The following is a 20186-nucleotide window of genomic DNA, read 5'->3' on the forward strand; positions in this document are numbered from 1 at the left end:
GAATTCAAATATAAATAAAGATCGCGAGGCCAGCCGATGACCCCTTCTACCTTGCCTGCTCCACCCCTTGCCGAAGTCTATGATGTTGCCGTTATCGGCGGCGGGATCAATGGCGTGGGCATCGCGGCAGATGCAGCCGGTCGCGGCCTGTCGGTATTCCTTTGCGAAAAGGACGACCTGGCCAGCCACACTTCGTCCGCCAGCAGCAAGCTGATCCACGGCGGCCTGCGCTATCTCGAACATTACGAATTCCGCCTGGTGCGCGAAGCCCTGGCCGAACGCGAAGTGCTGCTGGCCAAGGCCCCGCACATCGTCAAGCAAATGCGCTTTGTGCTGCCCCACCGCCCGCACCTGCGCCCAGCCTGGATGATCCGGGCCGGCCTGTTCTTGTATGACCACCTCGGCAAACGCGAAAAACTCGCTGGCTCCAAAAGCCTGAAGTTCGGCGCCGACAGCCCGCTGAAAAGTGAAATCACCAAAGGGTTTGAATACTCCGACTGCTGGGTCGATGACGCGCGTCTGGTCGTGCTCAACGCCATGGCCGCCCGGGAAAAAGGTGCACATATCCACACCCAGACCCGCTGCGTCAGCGCCCGCCGCAGCAAGGGCCTGTGGCACCTGCACCTGGAACGTGCCGATGGCAGCCTGTTCTCGATCCGCGCCAAGGCCCTGGTGAATGCGGCCGGCCCGTGGGTCGCGAAATTCATCAAGGATGACCTGAAGCTGGATTCGCCCTACGGCATCCGCCTGATCCAGGGCAGCCACCTGATCGTGCCGAAACTGTACGAAGGCGCCCATGCGCACATTCTGCAAAACGAGGACGGGCGTATCGTCTTCACCATTCCGTACCTCAACCACCTGACCATCATCGGCACCACCGACCGTGAGTACACCGGCGACCCGGCGAAAGTGGCGATTACCGAGGGTGAAACGGACTACATGCTCAAGGTGGTCAATGCCCACTTCAAGCAGCAGTTGAGCCGCGACGATATCGTCCATACCTACTCCGGCGTACGCCCGCTGTGCAACGATGAGTCCGACAACCCATCGGCCATTACCCGTGACTACACCCTGGCACTCTCCGGCACCGGTGAAGAAGCGCCGATCCTCTCGGTGTTTGGTGGCAAGCTGACCACCTACCGCAAATTGGCCGAATCGGCACTGGCGCAACTGGCCCCGTACTTCCCCCATATCAAGCCAAGCTGGACCGCCAAGGCCAGCCTGCCCGGCGGTGAAGACATGACCACGCCAGAAGCCCTGGCCACGGACATTCGCGGTAAATTCGAGTGGATCCCCGGCGAAATCGCCCGTCGTTGGTCGACGACCTATGGCAGCCGCACCTGGCGCCTGCTCGAAGGCGTGCAATCGCTGGCCGACCTGGGCGAGCACCTGGGTGGCGGCCTGTACACCCGGGAAGTCGACTACCTGTGCGCCGAGGAGTGGGCGACCCAGGCCTACGACATCCTGTGGCGGCGGACCAAGCTCGGCCTGTTCACCACCCCCGAGGAACAGGAGAGCCTGCAGCGTTACCTGATCAAGGTGGAGCACAATCGCAGCAAAATCGAGGCGGCCTGATTGATCAAGCCCCTGCACCGAAAGGTCCAGGGGCTTTTTTTGACCCGCGCCTCAAGTAGGAGCCGGCTTGCCGGCGATCGCGGTTCAACGATGTTTACAGCGCAAACTGATATATCGCTATCGCCAGCAAGCCGGCTCCTACAGATTCGGTTTTCCGAACGCGTTACTTCCCTCGATTCGGTTTGCCGGACTTAAACACCGGATAAACATCGTCATATAAAGTTAATCACTATATAAATCATATAGTTATGCCTTTATTAACAGCCTGGCACGACTCATGCTCTACACTTGATACGTGTTTGCCTGAGATGCTTCAGGAGCCGTCATAGGCATTCGCTGTATCGAAAGAGCCGTCCAGGCTTCATAAAAAAAACAAATGTCGAGGAAGTATTGATGCGTATTGTTCCCCAAATTCTGGGCGCAGCTATCGCTGCCGCTCTGATCAGCACTCCAGTTTTCGCCGCCGAACTGACCGGCACACTGAAGAAAATCAACGACTCCGGCACCATCACCCTCGCACACCGCGACAGCTCCATTCCGTTTTCCTACATCGCGGATGGATCGGGCAAACCCGTGGGCTACTCCCACGACATTCAGCTGGCTATCGTTGAAGCCCTGAAAAAAGACCTGAACAAACCCGAGCTGAAGGCCAAGTACAACCTGGTCACTTCGCAAACCCGTATTCCGCTGATCCAGAACGGCACCGCGGACCTCGAGTGCGGCTCCACCACCAACAACGCCGAACGCGCCCAGCAAGTTGATTTCACCGTCAACATCTTCGAGATCGGCACCCGTCTGCTGGTCAAGAAAGACAAGGATGGCAAGCCGAGCTACGCCGACTTCGCCGACCTCAAAGGCAAGAACGTCGTGACCACCGCAGGTACCACGTCCGAGCGCATCATCAAGGCCATGAACGCCGACAAGCAGATGGGCATGAACGTCATCTCCGCCAAAGACCATGGCGAATCCTTCCAGATGCTGGAAAGCGGCCGCGCCGTTGCCTTCATGATGGACGACGCCCTGCTGGCCGGTGAAGAAGCCAAGGCCAAGAAGCCCGATGACTGGGTTATCACCGGCACGCCACAGTCCTTTGAAGCCTATGCCTGCATGGTTCGCAAAGACGATCCGGCGTTCAAGAAAGCCGTGGATGACGCCATTGTCGGCCTCTACAAATCCGGTGAGATCAACAAGATCTACTCCAAATGGTTCGAAAGCCCGATCCCACCAAAAGGCCTGAACCTCAACTTCCCGATGAGCGACAAGGTCAAGGAGCTGATCGCTAATCCAAGCGACAAGCCAGCACCTGACGTAAAAATCTGATACCTGACTAAGCTTATCGCCTGAGGGAGCCAACCTCCCTCAGGCGTCTGTTACTACCTGCTGGCTTTAATGTGGAACACTCGACCTGGCGGTTTTCGAGCCGATCGCGTGTGCCTGGCGTTCACCGTCAGGCGGGAATGGATTTTCCCCAAGCGGGTGCTTGTACATCGATCGATTTCGGGGGAGACCCTAATGAATTACAACTGGGACTGGGGCGTATTCTTCAAGTCCACCGGCGTGGGCAGCGAGACCTATCTCGACTGGTTCATCTCCGGTTTGGGCTGGACCATCGCCATCGCCATCGTGGCGTGGATCGTTGCCTTGCTGCTGGGCTCGATACTGGGCGTGATGCGCACGATGCCCAATCGGCTCGTGGCCGGCATCGCCACTTGCTATGTGGAACTGTTTCGTAACGTGCCGCTGCTGGTTCAGCTGTTCATCTGGTACTTCCTGATACCCGACCTGCTGCCGCAGAACCTGCAGGACTGGTACAAACAAGACTTGAACCCGACCACCTCGGCCTACCTGAGCGTTGTCGTGTGCCTGGGCCTGTTCACCGCCGCCCGCGTATGTGAACAGGTGCGTACCGGTATCCAGGCGCTGCCCCGGGGCCAGGAGGCCGCCGCGCGCGCCATGGGCTTCAGCCTGTCGCAGATCTACTGGAACGTGCTGCTGCCCCAGGCCTACCGGATCATCATTCCGCCGCTTACCTCGGAATTCCTCAACGTCTTCAAGAACTCCTCCGTGGCGTCCTTGATCGGCCTAATGGAATTGCTCGCGCAAACCAAGCAGACCGCCGAGTTCTCGGCCAACCTGTTTGAAGCCTTCACCCTGGCCACGCTGATCTACTTCACCCTGAACATGAGCCTGATGTTGCTGATGCGCGTGGTCGAGAAGAAAGTCGCAGTGCCCGGCCTGATTTCCGTGGGGGGTAAATAATGGAATTCGATTTCAGCGGCATCATCCCGGCCATCCCCGGCCTGTGGAACGGCATGGTCATGACCTTGAAGCTGATGGTCATGGGCGTGATCGGCGGCATCATCATCGGCACCATCCTCGCGCTGATGCGCCTGTCCTCCAGCAAGCTGCTGTCCCGCGTGGCCGGCGCCTACGTGAACTACTTCCGCTCGATCCCGCTGCTGCTGGTGATCACCTGGTTCTACCTGGCGGTGCCGTTCGTGTTGCGCTGGATCACCGGCGAAGACACGCCCATTGGCGCGTTCACCTCCTGCGTCGTGGCATTCATGATGTTCGAGGCCGCGTACTTCTGCGAAATCGTGCGGGCCGGCGTGCAGTCGATCCCCAAGGGCCAGATGGCGGCGGCGCAAGCGATGGGCATGACCTACGGCCAGACCATGCGCCTGATCATCCTGCCCCAGGCGTTCCGCAAGATGACCCCGCTGCTGTTGCAGCAGAGCATCATCTTGTTCCAGGACACCTCGCTGGTCTACACCGTGGGCCTGGTGGACTTCCTCAACTCCGCCCGTTCCAATGGCGACATTATCGGCCGCTCCAATGAGTTCCTGATCTTTGCCGGTGTCGTCTACTTCATCATCAGCTTTGCCGCCTCGCTGCTGGTCAAGCGTCTGCAAAAAAGGTTTGCCGTATGATCTCTATCAAGAACATCAACAAGTGGTATGGCGACTTCCAGGTGCTGACCGATTGCAGCACCGAGGTCAAGAAAGGCGAAGTGATCGTGGTGTGCGGGCCGTCCGGCTCGGGCAAATCCACCCTGATCAAATGCGTCAACGCCCTGGAACCGTTCCAGAAAGGTGACGTGGTGGTCGACGGCACTTCGATTGCCGACCCGAAGACCAACCTGCCGAAACTGCGCTCGCGCGTTGGCATGGTGTTCCAGCACTTCGAGCTGTTCCCGCACATGACCATCACCGAAAACCTGACCGTCGCGCAGATCAAGGTGCTGGGGCGCAGCAAGGAAGAAGCCACCAAGAAAGGCCTGCAACTGCTGGAGCGCGTTGGCCTCTCGGCGCATGCCCACAAGCACCCGGGCCAGCTTTCCGGTGGCCAGCAGCAGCGCGTGGCGATTGCCCGCGCCCTGGCCATGGACCCGATCGTCATGCTGTTCGACGAACCGACTTCGGCCCTGGACCCGGAGATGGTCAACGAAGTACTGGACGTGATGGTGCAACTGGCCCACGAAGGCATGACCATGATGTGCGTGACCCACGAGATGGGCTTCGCCCGCAAAGTGGCCGACCGCGTGATCTTCATGGATGCCGGCAAGATCATCGAAGACTGCCCCAAAGAAGAGTTCTTCGGTGATATCAGCGCCCGCTCCGAACGTGCGCAGCACTTCCTCGAGAAAATCCTGCAGCACTAAAACACGACCGGCACAGTAGGAGCCGGCTGGCCGGCGATGGGGCCCTTGAAATCCCTGGTGATCTCTAGGCCCTCATCGCTGGCAAGCCAGCGCCTACATTAATCCGCGCCCTTAGTGGGTAAGTGCAGTGGTTGACCCAAGGCATCTGTGATGAAATGCGACCCCACCCTCTATCGCGCCGCGCCGCCATCCCTTGCCGTGAAGCCTCGTCTGATTCGCCAATTGTTCCTGCCCCCCCTGATCATCCTGTTGATGATCGGCCTGGGCTTTATCGGCTTCTGGACCAGCGAGCACTACGGCATCCGCACCCTGGGCGAGAACGGCGAGCGCCAGCTGGAATTGCATGCGCGCACGGTCGAGAGTGAGATCAGCAAGTACACCTACCTGCCCAGCCTGCTGGAGCTGGAATCCAGCGTCTCCAAGCTGCTGGCCGAACCGAACCCGGAACACCGGCAAGCAGTCAACGAATACCTCGAAGGCCTGAACCGGCGTAGCCGCAGTCGGGCGATTTATGTGATGGACACCACCGGCCGTGTGATGGCTACCAGTAACTGGCGCGATGCCGACAGTTACCTGGGCGAAGACCTGTCGTTTCGCGCCTATTTCCAGAATGCCGTGCGTGGCCAGCCGGGCCGTTTCTATGGCATCGGCAGTACCAACGGCGAACCCGGCTACTACCTGGCCCATGGCCTGGAGGAACGCGGCAAGATCATTGGCGTCGCGGTGGTCAAGGTACGCCTGGAGGCGTTGGAAGAGCGCTGGCAGCGTGCGCGCCTGGAAGCCTTTGTCAGCGACGAGAACGGCATCATCATCCTCTCCAGTGACCCGGCACGCAGACTCAAGGCGGTGCGCCCACTGAGCGATGACACCAAGGAACGCCTGGCCCGCAGCCTGCAGTATTACTGGGCGACCCTCAATGAACTGCAACCCCTGGCCCGCGAACAGCTCGACGCCGGCACCGAGAAACTGACGTTCCCCGCCAACAGTGAAGTGGTGACCGACGACCAGGAAGTCACCTACCTGGCCCAGACCCGGCCCCTGAACGATACGCCGTGGAATTTCACCCTGCTCACCCCGCTCAACGACCTGCGCCAGGCGGCGATCAATCAGGGCATCCTCGTTGCGGTAGCCTTTGCCCTGGTGGCATTCCTGCTGATTGCCTGGAACGAGCGACGCAAGGTCATTGCCACGCGCCTGGCCGCCCGGGAGGCCCTGCAGGAAGCCAACAACCAGTTGGAACGGCGGATTGCCGAGCGCACCAGCGACCTGCGGGCCAGCAACGAGCGACTCAAGGCGCAGATCCGCGAACGACGGCAGGCCGAAGAGACCCTGCGTCGGGCCCAGGACGAATTGGTCCAGGCCGGCAAGTTGGCCGCCATCGGCCAGATGTCCACCAGCATCGCCCATGAACTGAACCAGCCCCTGGCCGCCCTGCGCACCTTGTCCGGCAATACCGTACGCTTCCTGGAGCGCGGTGCACTGGAAACCGCCAGCACCAACCTCAAGACCATCAACGAATTGATCGACCGTATGGGCCGCATCACCGCCAGCCTGCGCTCGTTTGCCCGGCGTGGCGACGACCAGGGCGAAGCCAGCCTGGGCAAGGCCGTGGAGGCAGCATTCCAGGTCCTGGGCAGTCGCCTCGACAGCCTGCCACTGACCGTACACCGTGGCTTCAGCCAGGCCATGTTGCAGATCGACCAGACGCGCCTGGAACAGATCCTGGTCAACCTGATCGGCAACGCCCTGGATGCGATGCACGCCCAGCCCGCCCCCGAGCTGTGGCTGGAAAGTGACCTCCACGACGGCAAGTACCGCCTGTGGGTGCGGGACAACGGGCATGGCATCGACCCGCAGATCCGCAAGCATCTGTTCGAACCTTTTTTCACCACCAAACCCGGCGAGCAAGGGTTGGGCCTGGGCCTGACCCTGTCGGCCAGCCTCGCGGCGGCCACCGGCGGCAACCTCGCCGTCGAGCACCCGGCCGATGGTGGTACGGCCTTTGTCCTGAGCCTGCCCCTGGCAGGCCATCAACCCGGCGAATCGATATGAACAGCCAACCCAATACCGAACTGACTGTGCTGATCGTCGAAGACGATCCCCACGTGTTGCTCGGCTGCCAGCAAGCCCTGGCCCTGGAAGATATTCCCAGTGTCGGCGTGGCCAGTGCCGAAGAAGCGCTCAAGCGCGTCGGCGAGAACTTTGCCGGCATTGTGATCAGTGATATCCGCCTGCCTGGCATCGACGGCCTGGAGCTGTTGACCCGCCTCAAGGCCCTGGATAAAAGCCTGCCGGTGGTGCTGATCACCGGCCACGGCGACATTTCCATGGCCGTTGGTGCGATGCGCAATGGCGCCTATGACTTCATGGAAAAACCTTTCTCCCCGGAGCGCCTGGTGGACGTGGTCCGCCGCGCCCTCGAACAGCGTGGCCTGGCCCGGGAAGTCTGGGCGCTGCGCCGGCAACTGGCCGAGCGCGATTCCCTGGAAGGCCGGATCATCGGGCGCTCGCCAGCGATGCAGAACCTGCGCGAATTGATCGCCAACGTCGCCGACACCTCGGCCAATGTGCTGATCGAAGGTGAAACCGGCACCGGTAAGGAGCTGGTCGCCCGCTGTCTGCACGACTTCAGTCGCCGCCACGCCCACCAGTTCGTCGCCCTGAACTGCGGGGGCCTGCCGGAAAACCTGTTTGAAAGCGAGATTTTCGGTCACGAAGCCAACGCCTTTACCGGTGCAGGCAAACGGCGTATCGGCAAGATCGAACATGCCCATGAAGGCACGCTGTTCCTCGATGAAGTGGAAAGCATGCCAATGAACCTGCAGATCAAACTGCTGCGGGTCCTGCAAGAGCGCACCCTGGAACGCCTGGGCTCGAACCAGAGCGTGGCCGTGGATTGCCGGGTCATCGCGGCCACCAAATCCGACCTCGACGAGCTGAGCCGCGCCAGCCAGTTCCGCAGCGACTTGTACTACCGCCTGAACGTAGTGACCCTGGAACTGCCGCCGCTGCGTGAGCGCCGCGAAGACATCCTGCAACTGTTTGAACACTTCCTGCAGCAGTCATCCCTGCGCTTCGACCGCATCGCCCCGGAGCTGGACAACCAGACCCTGTCCAGCCTGATGAGCCATGACTGGCCCGGCAACGTGCGTGAACTGCGCAACGTCGCCGAGCGTTTTGCCCTGGGCCTGCCGGCCTTCAAGAAAAGCGGCGCCAGCACCGACAACCATGGCCTGGCCTTTACCGAAGCGGTGGAAGCCTTTGAGCGCAACCTGCTCAGCGACGCCCTGCAACGCAGTGGCGGCAACCTGACCCAGGCCAGCCTGGAACTGGGAATGGCCAAGACCACCCTGTTCGACAAGGTCAAGAAATACGGCCTGAGCCATTAAGGAGTAAGGCGTGGATTTAGTTTTCAAGGCCGCCCTCGGTGCGGCGGTGGTGTTGATCCTGGCGATGCTGGCCAAGACCAAGAACTACTACATCGCCGGGCTGGTGCCGCTGTTTCCGACCTTTGCCCTGATCGCCCACTACATCGTCGGCAAGGGCCGTTCGGTGGACGATTTGAAGACCACGATTGTGTTCGGCATGTGGTCGATCATTCCGTACTTTGTCTACCTGGCGACCTTGTATGTAATGGTCGACCGCCTACGGCTGGAGGCCTCCCTGGCGGTGGCCGCAGTGGCGTGGCTGATGGCGGCGACGGTGCTGGTCAGCGTGTGGGTACGCATCCACGCCTGACCCACCTCAATCACATGTGGGAGCGGGCTTGCTCGCGAAAGCGGTGGATCAGTCGACCTCTAAATTGACTGATCCACCGCTTTCGCGAGCAAGCCCGCTCCCACATTTTGATCAGTGTTTCAGCGCACGATCTTGTCGATCTGGATGCCGAGCTTTTTCAAGCGGTACCAGAAGCTGCGCTCGGAGATGCCGATCCTCGACGCCGCAGCGGCCTGTACCCCATTGCTCTCCTGCAACGCCGCCAGGATGTAGGCCTTCTCCACTTCCGCCAGCGCCGCATCCAGGTCCTGGGGTACGCCCGGGCCTTCGCTGAGGATCGTCGTCACGCCCCGCTCCGTGGGTTGGGACGCGAACAGATAGGCTGGCAGGTCAATGTCCTCGATCACCGGGCTGGCAGCCACGATGGTCGCGCGCTCCACGCAGTTTTGCAGCTCGCGGATATTGCCCGGCCAGCTGTAGGCGGCCATGGCCTGCAAGGCATCTGCGCTGAAGCCGGTGATGCGTTTTCCGGCATTGGCACTCAGGCTGTGGGCAAAGTGCCGGGCCAGCGGGGCGATGTCTTCGACGCGCTCGCGCAGGGCGGGCAGTGGGATCGGGAACACGTTGAGACGGTAGTAGAGGTCCTCGCGAAATTCCTTGTTCGCCACTGCATCCAGCAGGTTCTTGTTGGTGGCGGCGATCACTCGCACGTCCACCTTGCGTTCGCGCGGATCGCCCACCGGCTCGATCACCCGCTCCTGCAAGGCGCGCAGGATCTTGGCCTGCAACGCCAGGGGCATGTCACCCACTTCATCAAGAAACAGCGTGCCCTTGTCGGCCTGCATAAAACGCCCTACCCGGTCGGCCACGGCGCCGGTAAATGCGCCTTTGCGATGGCCGAACATCTCGCTTTCCAGCAAACCTTCGGGGATCGCGGCGCAGTTGACCGCCACAAAGGGTTTGTCTGCGCGGTTGCCATGCTTGTGGATGGCGCGGGCGACCATTTCCTTGCCGGTGCCGCTTTCGCCGGTCAACAGGATGGTCGCGTTGCTCTCGCGTACCGAGTCCACCGCGTGCAGCACCCGCCGAAACGCCGGGCTATCGCCCACCAGGCTATCGAACTGCGCGTGCTCATCGAGCTCGGCACGCAGCCGTGCGTTGTCGCGCATGATGTCGCGAAACTGCAAGGCCTTGGCCACGGTGATATCCAGCTCGTCGATATCGAAGGGCTTGGCAATGTAGTCGTAGGCGCCGTTGCGCATCGACTGCACGGCATTCTTCACGGTGCTGTAGGCCGTCATCACAATCACTGGCAACTGCGGGTAGCGCACCTTGATCTCGGCCAGCAACTGCGGGCCATCCATGCCGGGCATGCGCCAGTCGCTGATCACCAGGTCGATGTCTTCCTGCTCCAGCACCTTGAGGGCATGCAGGCCATTGCCGGCGATAAACACCTGGATGTCGTTCTGGCTCAGGGCCGACGACAGCAAATCGCAGAGCTTGGGCTCGTCGTCGACCACCAATATGTTATGCGTCATGACTCTCCTCGTCGTCGCCGTCATCTTCGCCGTTGGCCGGAATGTACAGGCTGAAGGTGGCGCCAGCATCTTTCTCGCTAGTGCATTCGATGCGGCCCTCGTGGCTTTCCATGATGGAATAGACTTTCGCCAGGCCAAGGCCCGTGCCCGACGCCTTGGTGGTGACGAAGGGGGTAAAGATCCGCTCGATCATTGCAGGCTCGATGCCCTGGCCACTGTCGCTGATGCTGATCACCGTGCAGCCATCGACCCGACTGATGCTCAAGGTCAGGCGCCCGTCCTGGGGCATGGCGTCGACGGCGTTGAGGATCAGGTTCAGGCACGCCTGCTTGATTTGCTTGGCGTCGGCATAGAGGGTGGCGCCGGGCGCCTGGTCGTCAAGGCGTGCGTCGATGGCATGGCTGGCCAACTCCGGCGCGCAGAAGCCAAGGATTTCCTCCACCAATGGCCGCGCCAGTTGCCGGGTGCGCAGTGGTTCGCTGGGCTTGGCGAAGTCGAGGAAGTCGGTAATCAGGTCATTGATCCGGCTGACTTCGCTGACCACGTATTCCAGGTGGCGCTTGTCGGTCTGGGGCAGGTCCGTGCGGCGGTGCAGCAGTTGGGTCGCGGTCTTGATGATACCCAGCGGATTGCGGATTTCATGGGCCAGGCCCATCGCCACTTCGCCCAGGGCATGCAGGCGGTCTCGGCGGCGCAGTTGGGCTTCGAGGTGATGCAGCTCGCCCAGGCGCTCGGTCATATGGTTGAAGGTGCTGCTCAGTTGCGCCAACTCGTCACCGCCGGTGACGGCCACCCGGTGCTGGTAGTTGCCACTGATCACCGCACTCACGCCCTGGGACAATTCGCGCAGCGGCCGGGTCAGGTGCCTTGAGACCAGCACCCCGGCACCCAGGGACAGCGCCGAACTGAGCAGGAAAATCAGCACGAACAGATTGCTCTGGTTCACCAGCCCCACCAGGCTGGTGTGGCGCAACAGGCCACTGAAGATCACACCCTGCAACTCGCCAGTGTCATTGAAGATCGGCCAGTACAGGCCGCTGTAGTTACTGGTGAACTGTTCACTGGGCTGCTTGGTGCTGCGCAGCAGGGTTTCCACGGATTTCGGCACGCGGGTGGGATGGTCTTCAAAACGCTGGGTAGAGAAAATCTCCGAGAAGCCATCGGTATTGGCCAGGTACAGGCGCAAGTCCAGGGAGTGTACCTCGGCGACACTGGTCAGGAAGCTACTGTCCAGGTAGGTGCCTACCAACAGTTCGTAATCGACGCCATCCTGACTGGTCTCGAACGAGGAAATCACTGCCCCGGTGGCCACGCCACCGACCTGCACGGTTTGCAATACGGCATTGGGGGCAAGGCTGATCTGTTTCACCACATCATCACCCACCGTGCTGAACATCACTTTGCCGTCACTGGTGCGAATCAGGGTTACCACGTCAATATCAGTAGCCCTGGCAATGTCCGCGATCAAACGGTCATGACGCAGCGCTTCGTGGGTGGACAGCGGGCGCACATATCGCAGGAAAATCTGCGCCACACGGGCGTTGTCGTGCAGGATGTCGCTGACTTCATCCTTGACGATGCGGGTCGATTCCTGCAGCCAGATGCGCACGTTGCTGTCGAAAATCTGCGACAGCGTGGTGGCCGCCAGTTCGGCGGCGATCATCGTCGGGATCACCGTCACCAGCCAGAACGCCAACACCAGCTTGCGCTGCAGGCTCCAGCGGGAAATGGCAAATGGGCGGGCTTTCTGGCGGGTCTTGGCAATCATCGGGTTTCGCTTATTGCAGCAGCCATGGCAGGGTCGGATCGGTCCGGGCGAATAAACACTTTTACCACCTTGAGCAGGGTGTCGATCAGGCGGTTGCGGTGCTGGAAGAACAGCACGTTGCCCGCGAACTCGCAGCCCAGGCGTAGCTTACTGGCATACCCGGCCTGCCCGCACTCATACAACGCAATATTGTGCTCGATGCAATAGTCGACGTTGGTCAGCCAACTGCGAAAGTACAAGTTGTGTTCGCGGCTGTGGGCCAGGTCGTGGGCAAAGAATTTGTCGATCAGGCGATGCTGGTCCAGCAGCACCAGGTTGAACGCCACCAATTGCCCATCCACCCAGTAAAGTACACAGCGCGCCCGTTGTTCAAGCCGGGCGAGCACCTGGCTGAAATAACCGGCAGGCAGGCGTTCAAATTGCAGGTCGGCACGGGCCAGGGTCGCTTCATAGAGGCGCATGAGGTCGGGCAGCACGTCATCGACATTGTCCCGCCACTCTACCTGCGGCCCCGGCGCGCGCAGCTTGCGCCGCAAATCCTTGCGCGTGGACTTGCCCAGGGAGCCCAGGTAGGCATCCACCGAACCGTAGGGCAGCGGCAGCAGCCCGGTCGGCAGGCTGGGCATGCTGTGCAGGCCGGCGGCCTTGCAGCTGTCGGCCCAGTCCTGGTCCAGGGTCGGGGCGTCCTTGACCGCCAGCAGGCCGATGCCCAAGACATCGGCGTCCCGACGTGCCGCGCTCAGCAGTTGCTCCAGCAAGGCGCCACGCCGTGACGCAGGTACACCGCTTGCGACACCGGCATGGCATTGCTCGGCCACTGGCGAGCCGATGGCGTAAAGGCCCAGGCGCAACACCCCGGGCCACCAGCGCTCCAGACGTTGGGTGAAACGCTTGGCGAAGCCCGACACGGTGGTGTCGAGGCGGTAATGGGTAATAAACGCCGGGGCGACCGCCAGCAGTTGCCCGTCCTCGTAGAGGGCCAGGTAACGCCATTGGAAGTCGTCGATGCCCGCATTTTCCACGGCGACGTAGTAGTCCCAATCTTCCAACGCCTGGGGAAAGCAGTCGTTCCAGGCACTGCGGTCGATGGCGTGGATGGTTGAGTAGGCTTTAGCGCTGATCACAGCATTTCCTTAATCTAAAAACACCGCGCAAACCGGGCCACATGCATCATCGTTCACGACCATCGCGGGGCTGCGTCAGGCCCGGCGATACTCGTCCACAGGGGTGGTGTGCTGCTCGATAAAGTCGGCACTCAACTCGATCACACGGCGGTATTGCAGGTCGACGGTGATCATGTGGTAGCAGTTGTCCAGCAGGATCTTGGTCACCGGCCCGCCCAGGTGACGCTCCACATAATCGGCGTTCCAACGGCTGGTGATGTCATCCTCGATGGAGTGCAGCACCAACGCCGGGGTCTTGATCGAGGGCATGCGTTTTTTCACCACGGCGTTCATCCAGTGCAGCTCGCGTACGGTGACGCCTTCCATGGTCAATAACCCGGCCTCGCTGCTCTCGCCCTCTTTCATCTGCCGCTCGACAATGGCCCGCAGGCGCTCGTTCTTGATGCCGTAGGGCGGCTTCTCGGTGAAACGGAACAGGCGCACGCCGAAGGGGATGCGGATCAGCAACGGCGTGATGAACGCCATTTTGTTGATGCTCCAGCCGTCGTACTTGAGGGTCGTGGAGTACATCAGCAGCCCCGCAACCTGGCCCGCAAACTCCGAAGCCAGGTACATCGACATCACCGCCCCCATGGACAAGCCCCCGACGAACACCTGCCCATGGCGCTGCCGCACCCCGACGAAGGTCTTGCGCACGCCCTCGTACCAGTCGCGCCAGCCGGTAGCCTGCAGGTCTTCGTTGCCCCCGCAGTGCCCGGCCAGCGTTGGCACGTACACCGTGCAATTGCCCCCCTTGGCCAGGCCCTGGGCGACCCGCCGCAGCTCGGTCGGGGTGCCGGTCAGGCCGTGGATCAACAAGACCCCGACCGGACCGTTGCCGAGAACGAAGCCGGCGTTGCCTTCGCCGAGATCGATATCGGCCAGGTTCACCGCTTCATCGCTCGGGTCAGCAGTTGCTCCAGCAGCTTCAAGCCCAGGTCGATTTCCGGGTAGCTGATTTCCAGGGACGGCGCCAGGGTGATCACGTTCTTGTAGTAACCGCCCACATCGAGGATCAGCCCGAGTTTCTGGCCGTCGACCAGCATGTCACCTTTCATGCCCTCCTCAACCATGTAGTCCAGGGTCGCCTTGTCTGGCGTGAAGCCATCGGGGCCGCAGATTTCGCAGCGCAGCGCCAGGCCCAGGCCATCGACGTCGCCGATGATCGGAAAGCGCTTTTGCAGGTCCTGCAGGCCTTCAAGGAAGTATTTGCCCTTGGCCATGACCATCGCGCCGTAGTCGACTTCGCTGGTCATCTTGAACATTTCCAGGCCCACCGCCGTTCCCAGTGGGTTGGAGGCAAACGTGGAGTGGGTGGAACCCGGCGGGAAGAGTTTCGGGTTGATCAGCTCTTCCTTGGCCCAGATGCCGCCCAGGGGGTTGAGGCCGTTGGTCAGGGCCTTACCGAACACGATCACGTCCGGCTGCACATCGAAGTGCTCGATCGACCACAGTTTGCCGGTGCGCCAGAAGCCCATCTGGATTTCGTCGACCACCATCAGGATGCCGTGCTGGTCGAGCACCTGCTTGAGCTCGCTGTAGAAATTCATCGGCGGGATCACGTAGCCGCCGGTGCCCTGGATCGGCTCCACATAGAAGGCTGCGTATTCGCTCTGGCCGACTTTCGGGTCCCACACACCGTTGTATTCAGTCTCGAACAGGCGCGCGAACTGTTGCACGCAATGGCTGCCGTACTCTTCCTTGGTCATGCCCTTGGGGCCGCGGAAGTGGTAGGGGAACGGGATGAAGTTGGCGCGTTCGCCAAAGTGGCCGTAGCGCCGACGGTAGCGGTAGCTGGAGGTGATGGACGACGCGCCGAGGGTGCGCCCGTGGTAGCCGCCTTCAAAGGCGAACATCAGGCTCTTGCCGTTGCTGGCGTTACGCACGACCTTGAGCGAGTCCTCGATGGACTGCGAGCCGCCGACATTGAAATGCACACGCCCGTCGAGGCCGAATTTTTTCTTCGCATCCACCGCGATCATTTCTGACAGCTCGATCTTGCCCTTGTGCAGGTACTGGCTGGCGATTTGCGGCAGGGTGTCGATTTGCTGTTTCAGCGCATTGTTCAGGCGCGGGTTGGCGTAGCCGAAGTTGACCGCCGAGTACCACATTTGCAGGTCGAGGTAGGCCTGGTCTTCGGTGTCCCACACATAGGAACCTTCGCAACGGCTGAAGATACGCGGCGGGTCGATGTAGTGAACGGTGTCGCCGTAGGAGCAGTATTTGGCCTCTTTATCCAGCAGAACCTGGTCTTCGGCGGTAGCGATACGGATATCAGACATGATGAAAGAGTTCCTGAGTGTCGGAAGAAAAGTGGGTGGCATTGGCGGCGCTGCCCTGGGGCAGTTTGGCCAGCAAGGCCGGGAGTTCGGCAAAGGTGTCGAAACACAGATGGGGGATGGCGTGGGCCTGGCAGTACTGCGCCAGGCTGCCCTTGGCAAAGACAAAATCGGCAGTGGTGGACACGCACATATCGGACTTGCCGTCGCCAATCACCAGCACCCGTTTGTTACGCGGGGTGGACTTGCATTTGCAGTTGCCCGAGGCCGCGCGGCAGGCGTCACTGGAATGGGGGAAGTCGATGCGCCAGCTGTTCTGGTCGACCTGGCGCAGGCGGTTGGCGATGATCGGCAGCAGGGTCACGTAGTTGCGTGACAGGATCCGCGCGATGCCTTGCTCAATGCCGTCGCTGACCACCTCAAGGGAAGCGCCGAGGCCCAGGACGTGGTCGACGAAGTCCGGGAAATCCGGATCGATCTCGACCGTGTCGAAGTACGCCAGCAGTTCGGCCGGTGTCGCCTTGATCAGCGCCAGTTGGCGGCTCAGGCATTCGCGTGAACCGATATGGCCGTCCAGCCATTGCTGTTCGATGGTTTCCCACTCGGGGCCGGCGAAACGTTGGAGCACGTTGTCGATGACATCGGTGGGTGTGATGGTCCCATCGAAGTCACACACGATATGCCAGTCATTCATCTGCGTTTACCTTGGATGCTAGCGCGCTGATGCGCCGTTGCCAGGGATAGAGCAGGGACTGTGCCAAGTGGGGAAAGCCCAACGGGGCCGGGGCTCGCGGGCGTGCCGGGGCGATAAACCACGCCCCGGAGCTACAATTTTTGTAGGTCTCTACAAACAAGATGAGTGCTTGCGCAGCCCCCCGCGCCTGGGCGTTCATGCGCGTATGTTTTCGAGAGAGCAATCCCATGAAGTACAGGATGAGTTCGGCGCTGTTCGCCGGTTTGCTTGGCCTCTGGGCCGGCGCGGCAGTGGCGCAAGGCATCAGCGGTGAGGTCGGCCTGGGCGCCAGCTACCAGCCCCGCGAGCCCACCGGCAGCCGCTATCACACGGTGCCGGTGCCCTACTTCGACCTCGATTGGGGAAATGTCAGCCTTGATACCGACGACGGCCTGACCTGGAGTGCGCTCAACCACAATGGCTTCAGCGCTGGCCCCTACCTCAACTACCTGCCCGGGCGCACGGCCAATGGCCCGCTACAGGGCTTGCGGGATGTGTCGGACATGGCCGAGGTTGGCGGGTTTGTCCAATATGCACCGGCTGACTTCTGGCGGGTCTACGCGCAGCTGGGGCGCAGTGTGGGCGGCGCTCATGAGCAGAGCGGCGTACTCGGCAGGCTCGGCGGTGAACTGGGTTACCCATTGGGCGGCGGGGTCATTGGCAGCACCGGGCTGGTGGCACACTTTGCCGACGACAGCCAGGCCCAGACGTTTTTCGGCGTAGACGAGCATGAGGCGGCGGCATCGGGGTTTCGCCCGTACAACGCCAGCGGCGGGTTCCAGAACCTGACGTTGACCCAGAGCCTGCAGATCCCGCTGGCGCCCAAGTGGTCGTTGCTCACCAGTGCCAGTTGGGTGCATCTGGTGGGATCGGCGGCCGACAGCAGCATCGTGCGCCAGGCCGGCGAGGTGAACCAGGGGCAGGTACAGACGGCGATCAGCTACACCTTCGATTGACTTTCTAAAGCCCCACCCCCACTCGACCGCGTCCATCCTGTAGGAATACGCTCAAAATGTGGGAGCGGGCTTGCTCGCGAAAGCGGTGTATCAGCCTGGAATTACTTAACTGACCCACCGCCTTCGCGAGCAAGCCCGCGCCCACATTTGTCCGGCATTCCAGTCTGGGGTTAGTTTTCTTCGCCCTCGGCCAGCAGCGCGATCCCGCCAATAATCACCACCACGCCCACCCAGTGCAGGACGCTGATGTGCTCACCCAGGCCCAACCACGAGCCGAGCAACACCACCACAAACACCAGCGAGCTCAGGGGAAAAGCCAGGGACAGGCTGCTGCGCCGCAGGATCAGCATCCACACAAAGAACGCACCGATGTAACAGGCAATAGCCGCCAGAATCCCGGGATTGACCGCCACCGCCGCCAGCCATTGCCAGTTGAAATCCATCTGCCCGATTTGATCGCCGGCGATCTTGGTAAACAGCTGGCCGGCGCTTTCGGTGAGGATCAACAACGCCCATAACACCAGCGTGCCCAGGCGCCCATGCAGCCAGCCTGCCGGGCGGATAGCGATTTCTTGCGAACTCATGATTGCGCTCCTGCTACCGCCACCAGCATCACGCCGGCGGTAATCACCAGAGTGCCCAGCCAGCGCCGGCGGCTGACGGTCTCCCCCAGCACCACTTTGCCCGCCAGCACCACCCCGCAATAAGCCAGCGCAGCGGCCGGGAACAGCAGGCTCAACGGCGCACGGGACAAGGCTTCGAGCCAGACAAAAAATTCGATGACATAGGCGCCGATTCCCGCCCACAGCAGCGGCGCATTGAACACCTGGCCCCAGAAGGCATTCAGGCGAAACCCGCCGTCCAATTCGGGCAAGCGGTCCAGGCCCAGTTTGAAACACAGTTGGCCGATCACATCGAGCACGATGGAAAAGGCCACCAACAACACTACGGTCAGGGTCACGGGAACAGTTCCTCGAACAGGTTGATCAACGCCTCATTGGTCGCCGCGTTACGCAACAGATCATCCGCGCTCCAGCGTTCGGCCGGCGGCTGGTCGGACTTGGCCTCCCAACGCTTGAAGGCGTTGCTGAACGCAGGCGTAGCAAACTCGCCACATACATCGATGCCGATGATCCGCTTGCTCGCCGCCAACGCACGCAAGGCCTGCAACAGATGGGTCAGGCGCATGCCGCCCTGGTCCCAGTTGGTGGCCGCGTCTTCGCTGGCCAGCACGTCCTTGTCGAGGGTGATCCACACCGCCTCGGTGGGCAGGCTGGCGATCATCTGCTCAAGGAAGGCGGGCCAGTCGAGCTCAGCCAGGTTGCGCCAGTGCAGGTGGTTTTCCTGTTGTGCGTGGCCGGCACCATCCCCGACGCGGCCCCAGACTTTCGACGGTGGGTGCTGCCACGGAAACAACTGCAAGTGACCGCGCCTGAGGGCCCCAAGGTTGCCGCCACGCAGTTGCGGGTTATGCAAGTCGTCGCTGCATGGGCCGAGGGTGACGATACGTTTGATCGCCGGCATCTTCAGCGCCTGGTTGACCCACGAGCCGCAGTGCCGTCGCGGTGCCAGGCGTACCCAGTCAGGATGGTTGTCAAAGTGGATCAGGCTGATGGGCTCCTGCACCTCGGCGAGAAAGGCCGGGGTCAGGTGGTGATAGTCGCCGGAGCCGACAAAGAAGATTTCTGGTCGCGCTGTGGTTGGCCGGAGCCTTTGGGCCAGGCGCTGGGCAAAGCGCTTCCAGGTTTTTTCGGTGGACCACAGGCGCAGTTTCGGGCCCAGGTCGAGCAGGTCCAGGCGCGTGGCTTGACCACTGGCCAGACGCCGGGCAATGGGTGCCTGGGCCGTGAGGCTGTGGTCGAGATCGAGAATATTCAAGGTAATGTTTCACCCCCTGGCAGTGCCCAGCCGCATGCCGGCGGGGCTTTAGGGGGGTAATGCAAGGGATGGGCCAGGGCCAGTGAAACAGCGACGAACCCATGTGGGAGCGGGCTTGCTCGCGAAAGCGGTGTATCAGCCAAGTATTTCTTAACTGATACACCGCTTTCGCGAGCAAGCCCGCTCCCACCGTTGGTCGGTGGTGTTTGTTAGCTTTTGGACTCGTTGATGATCTGGCGGATCGCGCCAACAAACGCCTCAGCCGGCTGCCCGCCACTGACCGCGTACTGGTCGTTGAACACGATGGTCGGCACCGAGGTCACGCCACGGGAGACCCACAGTTGTTCCTGCTCGCGGACTTCGGCGGCGTACTCGTCCGACGCCAGGATCTCGGCTGCACGCTTGAGGTCCAGCCCGACGCTTTCGGCAATGATTGCCAAGGTGGCGTGGTCGCAAGGGTTCTGGCCATCGCTGAAATAAGCCTTGAACAGCGCTTCCTTGAGGTTGTACTGCAGGCCCTCAAGCCCGGCCCAGTGCAACAGGCGATGGGCGTCGAAGGTGTTGTAGATACGGCTTTGGCCATCGGTACGAAAGGCAAAGCCCAGCGCTGCGCCCATGTCGCGGATGCGTTCGCGGTTGGCCTGGGACTCTTGGGCAGTGGAGCCGTATTTCTCGGTGATGTGCTCAACGATGTTCTGCCCTTCGGCGGGCATGTTCGGGTTCAGCTCAAAAGGCTGGAAGTGGATCTCGGCCTGCACTTCGGCGCCCAGTTGGTCCAGGGCTTCGGTCAGGCCGCGCAGGCCGATGACGCACCAGGGGCAGGACACGTCGCTGACGAAATCGATTTTCAGGGAAGTACTCATTCAGGCAACCTCGCAGGCATTACACGCCATAAATGTCGCACCATACACCTCTATG

Annotated in this window: 19 protein-coding genes; 9 read left to right on the forward strand and 10 right to left on the reverse strand. The window is 61.4% G+C overall.

Annotated features, from left to right (window positions below; genetic code table 11):
• The first annotated feature begins 36 nt into the window (after window positions 1-36).
• The 8 genes from glpD to HZ99_RS11145 all read left to right on the forward strand — a co-directional run bounded on the left by glpD (window position 37) and on the right by HZ99_RS11145 (window position 8974).
• A complete protein-coding gene (gene glpD, locus HZ99_RS11110) occupies window positions 37-1575 on the forward strand; it encodes a glycerol-3-phosphate dehydrogenase (protein ID WP_038443005.1) in 1539 nt (512 codons plus the stop codon).
• Window positions 1576-1968: 393 nt separating this feature from the next.
• Complete coding sequence (locus HZ99_RS11115) at window positions 1969-2895, forward strand: glutamate/aspartate ABC transporter substrate-binding protein (protein ID WP_038443006.1); 927 nt, start codon at window positions 1969-1971, stop codon at window positions 2893-2895.
• A 192-nt stretch (window positions 2896-3087) separates the two neighbouring features.
• Window positions 3088-3834: an amino acid ABC transporter permease gene (locus HZ99_RS11120; RefSeq protein WP_038443007.1), complete on the forward strand. Its 747-nt coding sequence runs from the start codon at window positions 3088-3090 to the stop codon at window positions 3832-3834.
• A complete protein-coding gene (locus HZ99_RS11125) occupies window positions 3834-4505 on the forward strand; it encodes an ABC transporter permease subunit (RefSeq protein WP_038443008.1) in 672 nt (223 codons plus the stop codon). Before HZ99_RS11120 ends, HZ99_RS11125 begins: the two co-directional genes overlap by 1 nt.
• Complete coding sequence (locus tag HZ99_RS11130; RefSeq protein WP_038443010.1) at window positions 4502-5236, forward strand: amino acid ABC transporter ATP-binding protein; 735 nt, start codon at window positions 4502-4504, stop codon at window positions 5234-5236. Before HZ99_RS11125 ends, HZ99_RS11130 begins: the two co-directional genes overlap by 4 nt.
• A gap of 150 nt (window positions 5237-5386) precedes the next feature.
• On the forward strand, window positions 5387-7288 hold the full coding sequence (locus HZ99_RS11135) for a sensor histidine kinase (RefSeq protein ID WP_038443012.1): 1902 nt from the start codon (window positions 5387-5389) through the stop codon (window positions 7286-7288).
• Complete coding sequence (locus HZ99_RS11140) at window positions 7285-8625, forward strand: sigma-54-dependent transcriptional regulator (protein WP_038443014.1); 1341 nt, start codon at window positions 7285-7287, stop codon at window positions 8623-8625. The genes HZ99_RS11135 and HZ99_RS11140 overlap by 4 nt, the downstream gene beginning before the upstream one ends.
• A 10-nt stretch (window positions 8626-8635) precedes the next feature.
• Window positions 8636-8974 carry a GlpM family protein gene (locus HZ99_RS11145; RefSeq protein WP_038443016.1) on the forward strand — a complete coding sequence of 113 codons (339 nt, stop codon included), beginning with the start codon at window positions 8636-8638 and terminating at the stop codon, window positions 8972-8974.
• A gap of 119 nt (window positions 8975-9093) precedes the next feature.
• Here HZ99_RS11145 and HZ99_RS11150 read toward each other — a convergent pair whose 3' ends face one another.
• From HZ99_RS11150 to HZ99_RS11175, 6 genes are all read right to left on the reverse strand, one after another.
• Window positions 9094-10491, reverse strand: coding sequence for a sigma-54-dependent transcriptional regulator (locus tag HZ99_RS11150; protein WP_038443017.1), 1398 nt, complete (start codon window positions 10489-10491; stop codon window positions 9094-9096).
• On the reverse strand, window positions 10481-12259 hold the full coding sequence (locus HZ99_RS11155) for a sensor histidine kinase (protein WP_038443018.1): 1779 nt from the start codon (window positions 12257-12259) through the stop codon (window positions 10481-10483). The genes HZ99_RS11150 and HZ99_RS11155 overlap by 11 nt, the downstream gene beginning before the upstream one ends.
• The gene (locus HZ99_RS11160; protein WP_038443019.1) at window positions 12256-13383 is read right to left on the reverse strand and encodes a GNAT family N-acetyltransferase; all 1128 of its coding nucleotides are present in this window, start codon (window positions 13381-13383) and stop codon (window positions 12256-12258) included. Before HZ99_RS11160 ends, HZ99_RS11155 begins: the two co-directional genes overlap by 4 nt.
• A gap of 75 nt (window positions 13384-13458) precedes the next feature.
• Entirely contained in the window at window positions 13459-14313 is an 855-nt protein-coding gene (locus tag HZ99_RS11165; RefSeq protein ID WP_038443020.1) for an alpha/beta hydrolase, read from the reverse strand.
• On the reverse strand, window positions 14310-15704 hold the full coding sequence (locus tag HZ99_RS11170) for an aspartate aminotransferase family protein (protein WP_038443022.1): 1395 nt from the start codon (window positions 15702-15704) through the stop codon (window positions 14310-14312). The genes HZ99_RS11165 and HZ99_RS11170 overlap by 4 nt, the downstream gene beginning before the upstream one ends.
• Window positions 15697-16395, reverse strand: a complete 699-nt coding sequence (locus HZ99_RS11175) for an MtnX-like HAD-IB family phosphatase (protein ID WP_038443024.1) — start codon at window positions 16393-16395, stop codon at window positions 15697-15699. The genes HZ99_RS11170 and HZ99_RS11175 overlap by 8 nt, the downstream gene beginning before the upstream one ends.
• Before the next feature lie 227 nt (window positions 16396-16622).
• On the opposite strand from HZ99_RS11175, the gene HZ99_RS11180 reads away from it, so the two are divergent.
• A complete protein-coding gene (locus HZ99_RS11180) occupies window positions 16623-17390 on the forward strand; it encodes a MipA/OmpV family protein (RefSeq protein WP_038443026.1) in 768 nt (255 codons plus the stop codon).
• A gap of 170 nt (window positions 17391-17560) precedes the next feature.
• Here the strand turns inward: HZ99_RS11180 and HZ99_RS11185 are convergent, their stop codons facing one another.
• From HZ99_RS11185 to HZ99_RS11200, 4 genes are all read right to left on the reverse strand, one after another.
• Window positions 17561-17974: an EamA family transporter gene (locus HZ99_RS11185; protein ID WP_038443027.1), complete on the reverse strand. Its 414-nt coding sequence runs from the start codon at window positions 17972-17974 to the stop codon at window positions 17561-17563.
• Complete coding sequence (locus HZ99_RS11190) at window positions 17971-18351, reverse strand: transporter (RefSeq protein WP_038443029.1); 381 nt, start codon at window positions 18349-18351, stop codon at window positions 17971-17973. Before HZ99_RS11190 ends, HZ99_RS11185 begins: the two co-directional genes overlap by 4 nt.
• A complete protein-coding gene (locus HZ99_RS11195; RefSeq protein ID WP_038443030.1) occupies window positions 18348-19268 on the reverse strand; it encodes an arginase in 921 nt (306 codons plus the stop codon). Before HZ99_RS11195 ends, HZ99_RS11190 begins: the two co-directional genes overlap by 4 nt.
• 209 nt (window positions 19269-19477) lie before the next feature.
• A complete protein-coding gene (locus HZ99_RS11200) occupies window positions 19478-20131 on the reverse strand; it encodes a DsbA family oxidoreductase (protein WP_038443031.1) in 654 nt (217 codons plus the stop codon).
• Window positions 20132-20186 lie beyond the last annotated feature (55 nt).

This window comes from Pseudomonas fluorescens, assembly GCF_000730425.1.
Classification (GTDB): Bacteria; Pseudomonadota; Gammaproteobacteria; order Pseudomonadales; family Pseudomonadaceae; genus Aquipseudomonas; species Aquipseudomonas fluorescens_X.

Coding starts and splice junctions, on each gene's coding strand:
- HZ99_RS11155 (WP_038443018.1), bottom strand. CDS start 12,259: ATGATTGCCAAGACCCGCCAGAAAGCCCGCCCATTTGCCATTTCCCGC.
- HZ99_RS11175 (WP_038443024.1), bottom strand. CDS start 16,395: ATGAATGACTGGCATATCGTGTGTGACTTCGATGGGACCATCACACCC.
- HZ99_RS11115 (WP_038443006.1), top strand. CDS start 1,969: ATGCGTATTGTTCCCCAAATTCTGGGCGCAGCTATCGCTGCCGCTCTG.
- HZ99_RS11150 (WP_038443017.1), bottom strand. CDS start 10,491: ATGACGCATAACATATTGGTGGTCGACGACGAGCCCAAGCTCTGCGAT.
- HZ99_RS11125 (WP_038443008.1), top strand. CDS start 3,834: ATGGAATTCGATTTCAGCGGCATCATCCCGGCCATCCCCGGCCTGTGG.
- HZ99_RS11120 (WP_038443007.1), top strand. CDS start 3,088: ATGAATTACAACTGGGACTGGGGCGTATTCTTCAAGTCCACCGGCGTG.
- HZ99_RS11130 (WP_038443010.1), top strand. CDS start 4,502: ATGATCTCTATCAAGAACATCAACAAGTGGTATGGCGACTTCCAGGTG.
- glpD (WP_038443005.1), top strand. CDS start 37: ATGACCCCTTCTACCTTGCCTGCTCCACCCCTTGCCGAAGTCTATGAT.
- HZ99_RS11170 (WP_038443022.1), bottom strand. CDS start 15,704: ATGTCTGATATCCGTATCGCTACCGCCGAAGACCAGGTTCTGCTGGAT.
- HZ99_RS11140 (WP_038443014.1), top strand. CDS start 7,285: ATGAACAGCCAACCCAATACCGAACTGACTGTGCTGATCGTCGAAGAC.
- HZ99_RS11135 (WP_038443012.1), top strand. CDS start 5,387: ATGAAATGCGACCCCACCCTCTATCGCGCCGCGCCGCCATCCCTTGCC.
- HZ99_RS11200 (WP_038443031.1), bottom strand. CDS start 20,131: ATGAGTACTTCCCTGAAAATCGATTTCGTCAGCGACGTGTCCTGCCCC.
- HZ99_RS11180 (WP_038443026.1), top strand. CDS start 16,623: ATGAAGTACAGGATGAGTTCGGCGCTGTTCGCCGGTTTGCTTGGCCTC.
- HZ99_RS11185 (WP_038443027.1), bottom strand. CDS start 17,974: ATGAGTTCGCAAGAAATCGCTATCCGCCCGGCAGGCTGGCTGCATGGG.